This window comes from Streptomyces sp. NPDC025721 (assembly GCF_055558595.1).
On the sequence record NZ_JBVHMF010000050.1, the window covers coordinates 18,561 to 31,204 of the forward strand.

Here is a 12,644-nt window from a genome sequence, read left to right on the forward strand (position 1 = left end):
GCTATGCCCTTACGCGGACGTCACCGCCGATACCGCCCCAGCCGCGTATCGCAGGCATCCCTCACCGTCACCGCGGGCGGCGCCGGTCTCGCCCTGCCGCTGATCGGGCTGAGCAGCGCCCACGCGGCCGCCGAGAGCACCTGGGACAAGGTCGCCAACTGCGAGTCCTCGGGCAACTGGCAGATCAACACGGGCAACGGGTACTACGGCGGGCTCCAGTTCGCCTCCAGCACCTGGAAGTCCTTCGGCGGCACGGCCTACGCGCCGCGCGCCGACCTCGCTACGAAGAACCAGCAGATAGCCGTGGCCGAGAAGGTGCTGCACAGCCAGGGCCCCGGCGCCTGGCCGGTCTGCTCGGTACGCGCCGGGCTGACCCGTACCGCCGCCACCGCCTCCCACAAGGTCGAGGTGCCCGCCGCGAAGGTGCGGACCGCGTCCGACCAGGCGCGCAGGACGCCCGCGAAGGCCCCGGTCAGGAGCGAGACCAAGAGCACCGCGAAGGCCCGGGCCAGTTCCCCGGCCAAGGCGCCCGCGGAGAAGACCACGCCGAAGACCGCGCAGCCCAAGTCGGCCCCGGGCAAGGACCGTTACACGGTGAGGTCGGGCGACACGCTGTCCGGCATCGCCGACGACCACCATGTGGCGGGCGGCTGGCCCCGGCTCTACGCCGACAACCGCTCGGTGGTCGGCGACGACCCCGACCTGATCCTCCCCGGCCAGCGGCTCGACCTGCGGACCCCGGTGGCGCACCCGCAGCACACGACGCAGCGCGAGCCGCACACCACGACCCGTCCCAAGGCGCAGCCGAAGCCGACGCCCAAGGCCGCCCCGAAGGCCGCGCCCAAGAAGTCGGCGGCCCCCGCGGGCACCCGCACGCTGGACCGTACGACGAAGCCCGCCGCGGCCCCGACCCACACCGCGTACACCCTGCCGGTCAGCGGCGCGCCGATCGGCACGCCGTACCACGCCTCCGGCTCCAGTTGGGCCAGCGGCTACCACACAGGGGTGGACTTCCTGGTCGGCACCGGCACCAGCGTGAAGTCGGTGGCCGCGGGCACCGTGGTGACGGCGGGCTGGGGCGGCAGTTACGGCTACCAGATCGTCATCCGGCACGCGGACGGCGACTACAGCCAGTACGCGCACCTGTCACAGATCTCGGTCAAGGTCGGACAGAAGGTCACCTCCGGCCAGCGGATAGCGCGTTCGGGCTCGACCGGCAACGTGACAGGACCGCACCTGCACTTCGAGATGCGGACGGGACCCGAATACGGCGACGACATCGACCCGCTGCACTACCTGCGGGCTCACGGCGTCTCGATCTGATCGGACGGGCCGGGTCCGCCCGGCCCGCTCCGGCCGGCGAACGTCGTGAGCGGCGGCAGCGCCGCGCCGAGCCAGCAACCGGCGAAGAGCCAGCCGCCGAAGACATCCGTCGGCCAGTGCACGCCCAGATACACGCGGGTGCAGCCGACGGCCAGCGCGACGAGCGCGCACAGCGCGGTGAGCAGCCGCCCCGTGCGACCCGGCCGCCAGCGCAGCAGCCCCCAGGCCAGCAGCCCGGCGGCCATCGCGCTGGACGCGGTGTGCCCGGAAGGGAACGAGTAGCCGGAAGCGTGCGTCGCCCAGTCCGCCGCGGGCGGCCTGGCCCGGTGCAGCGCCATGACCAGCAGCGTGCGTACCGCCTGGCCCGCGAGCAGCACGGCCAGCGCGAGCAGCGCCATGGGCACACCGCGCGAGGTCCGCAGCGCGCCGCGCCCCACACCGCCGCCGCCCGCCAGCCAGCCGCCCAGCACGGCGGCGAGATACGGGAACGGGCCGGTGCCGAGGTCGGTGACGGTACGGGCCACGGTCACCATGGCGTGCGGCCGGTGCTCCACCGACCAGCGGTGCGGCCCGGTGTCCACCCCGTACGGCGTGCCATGCCTGGCCAGCACCACCCAGGCGAGCACCGCGAAGGCGGCGGCGAAGGCGGCCGGGAGCAGTACGCGGCGCCATGGCGCGCGGGCGGTCACCGGGGGAGCGGCCCTTCTCGCTCGGTACGCGAAAGGCCCGCCCGGCCGCGGGCGTCAGCTTCGTCTACAGGCACGTAGACATACTGTACGCGGCGGCCGGGCGGGCTTCCCCTCGGCGCGATGGATCGGACCGTGTTCCGCGGGTGTGTGCCTCGGGCCCTACGGCCGCGCGGCGGGCGTGATCTGCGGTGTCTTCAGCGGGTCGGTGACCGCGACCGGCTCCAGGACGGCGTCCAGCTTCGCTAGCAGACCCGCGTCCAGGGTCACGCCGGCCGCCTTCACGTTCTCCGCGACCTGCTCGGGGCGGGACGCGCCGACGATCGCGGCCGAGACGTTCGGGTTCTGGAGCACCCAGGCGACCGCGAGCTGAGCCATCGTCAGACCGGCGTCGGCGGCCAGCGCGTGGAGCTGCTGCACCCGCCCCAGCACCTCGTCGTTCATCCAGCGGTCGATCATGTTCGCGCCGCCCTTGGCGTCGGTGGCGCGCGAACCGGCGGGCGGCTGCTGCCCCGGCACGTACTTGCCGGTCAGCACACCCTGCGCGATCGGCGAGAACACGATCTGACCGATGCCCAACTCCTCGCAGGCGGGCACCACTTCGGCCTCGATGACGCGCCAGAGCGCGGAGTACTGCGGCTGGTTGGAGACCAGCGGGATGCGCAGCTCGCGGGCGAGCGCGTGCCCGCGGCGGATCTGGTCGGCCGTCCACTCCGAGACGCCGATGTAGTGCGCCTTGCCGGAGTGCACGACGTCGGCGAACGCCTCCATCGTCTCCTCCAGCGGCGTGAACCGGTCGAACCGGTGCGCCTGGTAGAGGTCGACGTAGTCCGTCTGGAGCCGTCGCAGCGAGCCGTCGATCGACTCCATGATGTGCTTGCGGGACAGACCCCGGTCGTTGCGTCCGGGACCGGTCGGCCAGAAGACCTTGGTGAGGATCTCCAGACCCTCCCGGCGCTCGCCCTTCAGCGCCCGGCCGAGCACCGACTCCGCGCGGGTCTGCGCGTACGTGTCCGCGGTGTCGAAGGTCGTGATCCCCGTGTCCAGCGCCGCCCGCACACACGCGGTCGCCGCGTCCTCCTCCACCTGGGAGCCGTGGGTGAGCCAGTTTCCGTAGGCGATTTCGCTGATGATCAGGCCGCTGCGGCCAAGGTGACGGTATTCCATGGGACCGACTCTAGATCGCCCGCCCGTACCGCCGCGACCGGCACGAATGCCCCGCCCCGGGGGCCCTGAGCTACGGGGCCGCCGGGGCGGGGAGTCGGTGCGGTCACCGGATCAGGAGGCGTAGGCCTCCAGCTCGGAGAGCTGGCCCGCCGGCCAGCCGGTGTTCCCGGTGAAGGTGAGCCGCAGGTAGCGGGTGGTGGTCGGGGTCAGGGTGACGGTCGCGGTGTCGGTACCCAGGGTGAAGGTGTAGCCCGCGGACGCCTTGAGCGTGCTGTACGTGTTGTTGTCGGTGGAGCCGAGGACGCTCAGCGTCTCGGTCCTGGTGCCCCAGTTGGTCGGCAGCTTCAGCACCAGCCGGCCGACGGTCTTGGCGGAGCCGAGGTCGACCGTCAGGGACTGCGGGAAGGCGCTGTTGGCGCTCTCCCAGTAGGAGTTGACGTTGCCGTCCACCGCGTTGGCCGCGACGTAGATGTCGGAGTGACCGGTGTCGGTGGCCGTACGGCCCTGCGCCAGGTTCGGGTTGGCGGGCGGGGTCGTGGGAGGCGTGGTGGGAGGCGTCGTCGGCGGGGTCGTCGGCGGGGTGGTCGGGGGAGTCGTGGGCGGCGTGGTCGGCGTGCCGTCGGCCGCGTAGACCTCGAACTCCGAGATCTGGCCCGCGGTCCAGCCGGTGTTGCCGGTGATGTTCAGCCGGACGTACCGCGCGGTGGCCGCGTTGAAGGTCAGCGTGGCCGTGTTGCCCGACGACGGGTTGAAGGAGACGCCGCCCGAAGCCTTCAGCGTGCTCCAGGAGCTGTTGTCCGTCGAACCCAGCACCGACAGGGTCTCGGTACGGGTCGCCCAGTCCGCCGACGGCGGAAGCTTGAGCGTGACCTTGCCGATCGACTTGGCCGCGCCGAGGTCGACGGTCAGCGTCTGCGGGAAGGCGTTGCTGTTGCTCTCCCAGTACGAGGACGCGTTGCCGTCGACGGCGTTGGCCGCCGAGTAGCTCTGCACCGCGGACGAGGCGGTCGCGGGGTGGCCCTGCGCCAGGTTGCCGTTGGCCGGAGTCGTCGGCGGGGTCGTCGGGGGAGTGGTGGGCGGAGTGGTCGGGGGCGTGGTCGGCGGGGTGGTGGGAGGCGTGGTCGTACCGCCGCCACCGCCGGTCGGCACGCCGCCGTTGGTCCAGATCGGGGTCGGCCAGGTGCCGGTGCAGGTCTGCCCGGTGATACCGGAGTTGCCGCCGCCGTCGATGATGTTCAGGCCGGTGCCGACGCAGTTGTGGATCGGGGTGGCGGACTGGGCGATGTTCTTCGCCTTGACGTTGATGAACGTCATGTCGGCCGGTGCCTGCGCCTGGATCGCGTAGGTGCCCGCGCCGTCGATGTTGACGTTCTTGAACGTGACGCCCGTGACGCCGCTCTCGATCGACTGGATCGCCTCGTAGGAGCTGTCGAGGATGTCCGTGTCGGTGATCTGGATGTTGGCGTCGACCTTGCCCTGGAGGCCGTCGAACCAGATGGCGCCGACGCCGAACTGCCAGTTGAAGTCGCTGTTACCGGTTCTGATCAGCGTGTTGCGCGCCGCCGTGATGGTGCCCGCGACCGCGGTGCCGGAACCGGCGTTGACCCCCGGGTAGCGGTTGGCGATGTGCAGGCCGCCGCCGTTGGAGATGGTGTCGGCCATCACGTTGTCGGAGATGTTGAAGTCCTTGCCGCCGTACGTGACGATGTTGTTCGCCAGGATCGGCAGCACGACCGTGTTGTGGTCGAAGCTGTCGTTGACGTTCGGCACGTTCTCCGGCCAGCCCGCCAGACCGTCGTCACCGGTGTTGCGCACAAAGGTGTTGGTGACCGTCGAGTTGGTGACGCCGATGTGGAAGTTCACACCGTCGGCCGTCGTGTCCAGGATGCGGCTGTTCTTGATGGTGAAGTGGTCCATCGGACCGTCCATCCACGCACCGCACTTGACGTGCTGCAACCACAGGTTGTCGACGGTGGAGTTGGACATCGCGCCACCGAGGCCGTTGACCTGGTCGTTGTCCTCGCGCTCGCGGATGTCGCCGATGATGGCGAAGTCCTTGAGGTTGACGTTGGTGCTCGGCCCGCCCTGGTTGGTGTACTTGCCGTAGATACCGGCCGCGTTGGAGCGGTTCACCGGGTCACGGCCGCCGAGCACGCTGTACCAGGGGCCGGCGCCGACGAGGGTGACCTTGTCGACGATGACGTGGCTGTACAGCGTGAAGTTGCCCTGCGGGATGTATACGGTCTTGCCCTGCGCCTTGCCCGCGTCCACGGCCGCCTGGAACTTGGCGGTGGAGTCCGTGGCACCCGTCGGGTCGGCGCCGAAGTCCGTCACCACGTCGAGCGCGCCCGCGGGCTTGGCGATCGGGGCCGCGACCGTCTCGAAGTCCGCCAGGTCGATGGTGAACGTCGGGGACTGCGCCGTGGACGTCACCTGCACGCGGATCTTGGTGCCGGCCGGGTACGTGGTCCCGAACATCGTCCGCGACTCGTCGTAGAAGTGGTGCGGGTTGGTGTCGCCCGGGTTGTTGTTGAACGGGTAACCGCCGTAGTACCAACTGTACTTCGAGGTCACCGGCAGGGTCTTGATCGAGGTCCCGTTGGCCTGCACGTCCAGCGTGGCGTCCCTGCCCTTGCCGTCCGCGGTGTCCGGGAGGCTGTAGCGCAGCGACATCGCGTTCGCGGGCGCCGTCAGCGTGAACTCCACGTACTGTCCGGCGGCGCTGAGGGTGACGGCCTGACGGCCCGACGCCTCGGACGGCAGGTGGCCGTAGTAGCGGTCGGGGCCGATCAGCGCGCCGTTGGTGTTGGCGTACTCGGCCTCGAGCTCCTTGAACGGCACGTTCGCGCCGCGGCCCGATATGCCGACGGGTGAAGGGGCGGGTACGCCTGCCGCGTGGGCGGCGGGGGCGTTCGCCAAGGTCACGGCGGTCAGCGCGGCTGCCGCGGCCACGGCGAACGACAGCACCGCGGCGGCGCCGCGCTGTCTGACTCTGCGGCTTCTTTGAGGACTCAACTCATGGCTCTGCAATGAGTGCGACACAGGCACACGTCCTTGCGCGTCGAGGGGGGTGAGAGGGGGGTGGAACTAGGGGGGAACTAGGGGGGAACACCCGGCCAGGCGTGGAGAGACTACGAGGCGGGTCGCAGTAAGTCCATGAGTCTGCGCAAAAATGCGATGGCTCCTCGCAATATTCACGACACCTGACCGTCATAGACGGCTCCAAAATCCGATAATTCCCGATGCTCCACACATCCGAGGCCGTCACGCCCGGCGGTCGGCGTCACCGGCTCCCCGTCCGCCGGAGCCGTCTGCTCGCCGTGCGCTCGCCGTCCGCTCTCCGTCCGTCGGAGCCGCCGGCTCCCCGGCCGTCTGACGGAGGCTCACCCGTTGATGGAGTCCGAGCGGCGGCTGCGCCTATGATGGGCGTGATGACGAACTCCTTCTCGTACGGAATGGGGGAATCGTTCGACCAGGGTGAGTGCTGATGGCACCTCACCTCACGGACGAGATTCCCGCCCATGTGTTGATGTGGCGCCGCGTACGCGAGTACGCCGTGCCACCGTCCATGATCGAGACCGCCACCGCGCGGCGCGCCGTCGGCGACTGGGCCGGGGCGTGCGCCGCGGCCCGGGTCGACGCGGATCTCGATCTGCGAGCCGTGCGCACGCGGCACGGCACCGAACTGGCCGCCCGACTCCGGGCGGATCTGCGCCGGTTGGCACCCGATCTGCTGCGCTGGCACATGCCGAGGATCGCGCCGGACGGCCGCTTGCGGCCCGGTGTGACCATCCTCCTCGCGCGGTACGACGGTTCGGCCGGTCCGCCGGTCGACCTGGTCGTACGGACACCGCCGGCCAGAGCCGACGCGGGGCAGCGGATGGCGCTGGCGCTGTGGCAGGAGCCGGGGCACGGCGCCGCCGGAATCCACCCGCACCCGTATCCCGAGCGGCGCTTCCGGCTCGACCTGCACCGGCATCTCTGGGACGCCGGGCGGAGCGGCGAACTGGCGCGGCGCTGCGGCGCGGACGAGGGTCCGTGGGCGTCGGGGCGGTGGGCCGCGGAGGCCGAACTGCTGCTGCGAGCCGAAGGCCGCCCGCGCGGCGCCTTCGCCGTACGGCTGGGCGCGCGCGACCGCGCCGCGTTCGAACTCGTCGCCCCCGACGACAGCCATGCCCCGACCTGCCGGCCGCTGCGCGAACCGCTGCGACCGCACGACATCGCGGCGCTGCCCGTACTGCCGGAAGCGGCGGCCCGCGTCCTGCCGGACCTGGAACTGCTACGGGCCGGGCTGATCACGGCCGACCGGCTGCACCCGCTGGTCGCCGCGGCGCTGGCGTCGTACGACACCGCCCCGGCCGCAGGTCACGGCCCCGAGCCCGGTGATCCGCACCGGGTGGAGTGCCGCGGCGAGATCCACCGGATCGCGCTGCGGGACGGGGTGCTGACGGCGGTCGACCACGACCCGGCCGAACTGCGCCGCGAGGACCTGCTGGTGGCCCTCGGCGGACCGGCGCTGCCCTGCCTGCGGGCGATCGACGCCGTGCACCGCGACCCCGAGGCACTGCCCGCGGTACGGGAACGGCTGCGCCACGGCGACATGGCCGGGGCGCTGGCCGTCGTCGAAGGACTGCTCGGGCCGCGCGCGGTACTCCGCGACGGGCCGCTCCGCGAGGAGTTGGAGCGGGCCGCCGTCCGCCGCGTCGACCACGGCGTCTTCCGCGCGGGACTCGTCGCGGGACACCCCGCCTCGGCGCAGCGCCGTCCGCGCCTCGTCCGCCATACGCCGCGGCACATTCGCGCCAAGCGCGTCAGCCGGGCCAGGCCCCGCACCGGAACGGCCTGCTGACCCTCCGCCACCTGATTATCAGTCAGGTCCTATACCTGCACGGTGCGTTGAGCGCCGCCATGCCTCACAAACCCTTCGGAGCGGGCCGTCCCGTTCCCCTGACCAACCCCAGGTGATGCCCATGACGTCCAGCACCCTCCTGCCCACGACCGCTCCCACGACCGCCTTGACCTCTGCCTCCACCCCCGTGAGCGACCCCCAACTCGCCGTCGCCGACAACCTTCTGACGCTCCTTCGGACCAGCACCACGGAACCGCGCCCCGACGAACAGCTCGAAGCGCTCGCCCTGGCCGTCGCGGCCGACCTGCCCGTACTGCTGTGGGGGGAGCCCGGCATCGGGAAGACCGCGGCGCTGACCCAGCTCGCCGCCTCCCTCGACCTGCCGCTGACGACCGTGATCGCCAGCGTCCACGAGCCGACCGACTTCTCCGGGCTGCCCGTCCTGGGCGACGACCCCGCGGTACGCGGTGTGCCGATGGCGCCGCCCCAGTGGGCCGTGGAACTGGTCCGCGCCGGGCGCGGACTGCTCTTCCTCGACGAACTGTCCACGGCCACACCGGCCGTTCAGGCGGCGCTGCTCCGGGTCGTGCTGGAGCGCCGGGTCGGCGCCCTGCAACTGCCGCCCGGCGTACGGATCGTGGCCGCCGCCAACCCGCGCGCGTCCGCGGCCGACGGATGGGAGCTGAGCCCGCCGCTGGCCAACCGCTTCGTCCATCTGTTCTGGGTGCACGACCGTGAGGTGGTGGTACGCGGCCTCGGCGGCGTCTGGCCGCGCCCGGAACTGCCCAGGCTCGTACCGGAGTCGCTGCCCGAGGCCGTGGCCCTCGCGCGGCGCGCCGTCTGCGGCTTCCTCGAAGCCAGGCCGACGCTGATCCACCGGCTGCCGAGCACGGAGACGCGGCGCGGCGGCGCGTGGCCCTCGCCCCGGAGCTGGGAGGCCGCGCTGACCTTGCTGGCGTTCGGTACGGCGGCCTCCGCGTCCCGCGAGGTGCTGGCCCTGCTGGTGCGGGGCGCGGTGGGGGACGGGCCGGGACTTGAACTCCTCGCCCACCTGGACCGGATGGACCTGCCCGACCCCGAGGCGCTGATGGCCGACCCGCCGACCGCGGAACTGCCCGAGCGCGGCGACCTGCGGCAGGCGGCGCTGGAGGGCGTGGTGGCCGCGGTCGGCGCGCGGCCGGAGCGGGCGCGGTGGGAGGCGGGCTGGGCGGTGCTGGTCAGGGCGCTGGAGTCCGGCGCCCCCGACCTGCTGGTCGCCCCGGCCACCGCGCTGGCCGGACTGCGGCGCGACGACTGGGAGGTGCCCGCCGCGGTGGAGCGGCTGGTCTCGGTCATCGGCCTCGCCCGCCGCGCCGACCAGTCGGTGGCGCGGGTCGCGGACGCCGAGGCCGCCCGGACGAAGAGGACGGGCCGATGAAGGACACGGCGAAGCGTCGGATGACGGACACCGCCAAGGGGCCCGTGGCGGTCACCGCGAAGGAGCCGGTGGCGGTCACCGGGAAACGGCCGGTCACCGCGCGACCGCGCCCGATGCCCCCGCCCGCGCCGCCGCGCCCGGTACGGCCTCTCGCGCCGAGGCGGCAGCGCCCCGCCGACCAGCCGTACGCCCCCGGACTGCCCCTCGACACCGAGAAGTTGATGGCGGCCCGGCTCCACGCGGTCAAGGTCCGCCCCTACCTCGCCAGCGCCCTCTTCGCCCTGCACGTGGTGGAGGACCGGTCGGTGCCGACGATGGCGGTCGACGCGTACTGGCGCTGCTACGTCTCGCCCGGTTTCGTCGCGCGCACCCCGACGGAGGAACTGGCCGGTGTCTGGGTGCACGAGGTCTCCCACCTGCTCAGGGACCACCACGCGCGGGGCGAGCGGTACGCCAGGGAGCACGAAGAGCCCGGTCCGGGAAGGCGGCAGGGGGCGGGAATGCCCCCGTCCGAGGGCCGGGAGAGGCTGCGGCGCAACATCGCCGCCGACTTCGAGATCAACGACGACATCTACGGGGACGGTCTGCCCCGGCCCGCCGGGGCCGTGCTGCCGTCGCTGCTGCGGCTGCCCGACGGCCTGCTGATGGAGGAGTATCTGCGGACGGCGTCGATGTCCGGGCTCGTCGGGGACCTGGCCTGGCTGGACTGCGGCAGCGGCGCCGACGGGCAGGCCAGGTCGTGGGAGCTGGGACCGGACGGGGCGCACGCCCTGAGCAGGCAGCAGCGGGACGCGGTCCGCTTCCGGGTCGCCGAGGGGATCAAGGGGCGGCCGGGGGAGGCGCCCGAGGGCTGGCGCAGATGGGCCGAGGAGGCGTTCCATGCCCCGCAGCCGTGGCGGCAGTTGCTCGGCGCCGCGGTCCGCTCGGCGGCGGGCGCGCCGGGCGCGGGCGAGAACCACAGCTACCGGCGTCCCTCACGGCGCTCGGCCGCCGTCCCCGGAGTGCTGCTGCCGAGCCTGCGTCGTACACCGCCGCGGGTCTGCGTCGTCATCGACACGTCCGGCTCCGTGAGCGACGCCGAACTGGGCGCCGCGCTGCTGGAGGTGGCCGCGATCTCGCGGGCGGTGGGCGGGCGGCGCGACCTGGTCTCGGTGATCTCCTGCGACGTCGCCGCCGGTGTGGCCGTACCGATCTGCCGCGCCGAGGGCATCGAGCTGATCGGCGGCGGCGGTACGGATCTGCGCTCCGGCTTCGCCCGCGCCCTGCGCTCCCGGCCCCGCCCGGACGTCGTCGTCGCCCTGACGGACGGTCAGACACCGTGGCCGTCCGAGCAGCCGCCCTGCCGTACCGTCGTCGGCCTCTTCCCCCGCCCCTCGCGCGCCGTGCGCGAGGACGACGCCGAGTACGTCCCGGACTCCCCGCCGTCCTGGGCGCGTGTGGTCACCATCGGCTGAGCGGCACCTCAGCGGCGGGGCGCCGACCGCCGGGGGGAGGTGAGAAGGAAGGGGCGGGCGGCGCGGTCGCGGTGCCGGGTGGACTGCCAGCCGCGGGCGTCGAGGAGCGCCGCGCACCGGCCGAGGTGGCCGGCGGCCTCCTCCGGGGCGGCAGCGCCCCGCCAGGACACCTCGACGGCGCCGTCCTGCGCGGAAGGCGTGACCGTATAACCGTCAGGGGCGGGCGGACAGCCCGCCGCTTCGAGGGCCAACGCCACGGCGTGCACGAGCCGTTCGCGCTCCCACGGCGCGGGCACGTCGGTCACGCCGTCGAGGAGCACCGCCCGGATTCCCAGCAGGCCCTCCCACGCGGCGGCCACCTCGGCCGCGCGGGCGGGACCGCGGCCGGGCGTCACCGTCCCCGTACCGTCGTCGGCCGTGAAGGTGCCGACGGGGACCGCGGGCGGCTCCGCGGCGGCTTCCGCCTCCCGCGCCGCCTCCCGTGCCGCTTCGGCCGCCGCCAGCGCGGCGCGCTGCCGCAGACCCTCCTGGGACAGGTAGTAGGCGGGGTGGCCGCTGCGGCCGTGCGGCACCGCGAGACCCGCCGCCACCAGCGCCGCGCAGACGTCGGCGCGCGCCGAGAGCCGGCCGGTCGACGGATCGGAGCCGGCGACCGCCTTCCGCTGAGCGGGGGTCAGTGCCTTGGCCACGCGACCTGCCTCCTTCCGCCTGACGTGCCCGTGCTGTCTCCCGCACGGTACCGCCCGCGGCCGACACTCCCCGCGCGCCGCGACCAGCGGGCCCCGGACCGGCGCCCGGTGATCGAATCCCCTGGAATTGCAGGTGAATTGATACGGGCTCCGTAATGGTGGGGGGCGGTCGCCGGGCGGAATTCCGCCGGGTGTAGGGTCCCGGTCCCCGTAGTTATGGCGGACGGGGGCGTCGCCAGGGAGTCGGAGAACACAGCGAAATTCAGGGAGGATTCATGCAAATGACGCGCCAGAGCCGCAGGCGCTCCGGTGTCATAGCGGGCGCCGGAATGGCGGCGCTCATCGGGTCGGCCGTACTGGCCGCGCCCGCATCGGCACACACCCCCAACTGGTCGGTGGACTGCGACTCGGTCTCGGTCCACCTCACCGCCTACAACGCCCGGGTCACCAACTCGGTGACCGTCTCCGTGGACGGCGGCGCCGTGCTCGCGAGCAATGAGTCGTTCGGCGGCAGCTACGACTTCACGGGTGCGCTGCCCGACCACAGCACCGCGATCAAGGTGCACCTGGTCGTGAAGGCGGGCGACGGCAAGCAGTACGGCAGGGACGAGTACAAGACGTCCGAGCCGTGCGAGAAGCCGCCGACCACGCCGCCGCCCACCACGCCCGAGACGCCGCCGCCCACCGCGCCGCCGACCACCCCGGCGTCCGAGACGCCCACCGCGCCGCCGACCACTCCCGAGACGACCGCGACCTCGAACGCCCCGGTCGTGCAGGCCAGCACCTCCCCGGCCTCCGGCGACCTGGCCGAGACCGGAAGCTCCAGCTCGACGCCGATGATCGCGGGCATCGCCGCGGCCGTCGTCGCCGCGGGCGCGGGCCTGCTCGTCTTCAACCGCAGGCGCGGCGCGGCACACCGCTGATCCGCCGCACCACCGGCCGCCCGTCCCACGGGCGGCGTCCCGGGGGGGGGGGGGGGGGGGGGGGGGGGGGGGGGGGGGGGGGGGGGGGGGGGGGGGGGGGGGGGGGGGGGGGGGGGGGGGGGGGGGGGGAGGGGGG

At 73.1% G+C, this 12,644-nt stretch carries 9 protein-coding genes; 5 read left to right on the top strand and 4 right to left on the bottom strand.

Annotated elements, in window-relative coordinates; genetic code table 11:
* Nucleotides 1–3: 3 nt before the first annotated feature.
* Nucleotides 4–1,323 (top strand): transglycosylase family protein, encoded by a 1,320-nt coding sequence (locus ACZ4EF_RS36470; RefSeq protein ID WP_467508491.1) that lies wholly within the window; start codon nt 4–6, stop codon nt 1,321–1,323.
* Here the strand turns inward: ACZ4EF_RS36470 and ACZ4EF_RS36475 are convergent.
* The 3 genes from ACZ4EF_RS36475 to ACZ4EF_RS36485 form a co-directional block, all read right to left on the bottom strand.
* Nucleotides 1,305–2,012 carry a phosphatase PAP2 family protein gene (locus ACZ4EF_RS36475; RefSeq protein WP_467508493.1) on the bottom strand — a complete coding sequence of 236 codons (708 nt, stop codon included), beginning with the start codon at nt 2,010–2,012 and terminating at the stop codon, nt 1,305–1,307. The genes ACZ4EF_RS36470 and ACZ4EF_RS36475 overlap by 19 nt on opposite strands.
* A gap of 159 nt (nt 2,013–2,171) precedes the next feature.
* Nucleotides 2,172–3,176: an aldo/keto reductase family protein gene (locus ACZ4EF_RS36480; protein ID WP_355347198.1), complete on the bottom strand. Its 1,005-nt coding sequence runs from the start codon at nt 3,174–3,176 to the stop codon at nt 2,172–2,174.
* Between the two features lie 111 nt (nt 3,177–3,287).
* On the bottom strand, nt 3,288–6,191 hold the full coding sequence (locus ACZ4EF_RS36485; protein WP_467508495.1) for a galactose-binding domain-containing protein: 2,904 nt from the start codon (nt 6,189–6,191) through the stop codon (nt 3,288–3,290).
* 472 nt (nt 6,192–6,663) lie between these two features.
* On the opposite strand from ACZ4EF_RS36485, the gene ACZ4EF_RS36490 reads away from it, so the two are divergent.
* The 3 genes from ACZ4EF_RS36490 to ACZ4EF_RS36500 all read left to right on the top strand — a co-directional run bounded on the left by ACZ4EF_RS36490 (nt 6,664) and on the right by ACZ4EF_RS36500 (nt 10,896).
* The gene (locus ACZ4EF_RS36490) at nt 6,664–8,025 is read left to right on the top strand and encodes a hypothetical protein (RefSeq protein WP_467508497.1); all 1,362 of its coding nucleotides are present in this window, start codon (nt 6,664–6,666) and stop codon (nt 8,023–8,025) included.
* Nucleotides 8,026–8,146: 121 nt separating this feature from the next.
* Nucleotides 8,147–9,442: an AAA family ATPase gene (locus ACZ4EF_RS36495; protein ID WP_467508499.1), complete on the top strand. Its 1,296-nt coding sequence runs from the start codon at nt 8,147–8,149 to the stop codon at nt 9,440–9,442.
* 221 nt (nt 9,443–9,663) lie between these two features.
* The gene (locus ACZ4EF_RS36500) at nt 9,664–10,896 is read left to right on the top strand and encodes a vWA domain-containing protein (RefSeq protein ID WP_467347701.1); all 1,233 of its coding nucleotides are present in this window, start codon (nt 9,664–9,666) and stop codon (nt 10,894–10,896) included.
* 8 nt (nt 10,897–10,904) lie between these two features.
* Here the strand turns inward: ACZ4EF_RS36500 and ACZ4EF_RS36505 are convergent, their stop codons facing one another.
* The gene (locus tag ACZ4EF_RS36505) at nt 10,905–11,585 is read right to left on the bottom strand and encodes a hypothetical protein (RefSeq protein ID WP_467347636.1); all 681 of its coding nucleotides are present in this window, start codon (nt 11,583–11,585) and stop codon (nt 10,905–10,907) included.
* 281 nt (nt 11,586–11,866) lie between these two features.
* On the opposite strand from ACZ4EF_RS36505, the gene ACZ4EF_RS36510 reads away from it, so the two are divergent.
* Nucleotides 11,867–12,508 carry an LAETG motif-containing sortase-dependent surface protein gene (locus ACZ4EF_RS36510; RefSeq protein WP_355347210.1) on the top strand — a complete coding sequence of 214 codons (642 nt, stop codon included), beginning with the start codon at nt 11,867–11,869 and terminating at the stop codon, nt 12,506–12,508.
* Nucleotides 12,509–12,644: the final 136 nt, after the last annotated feature.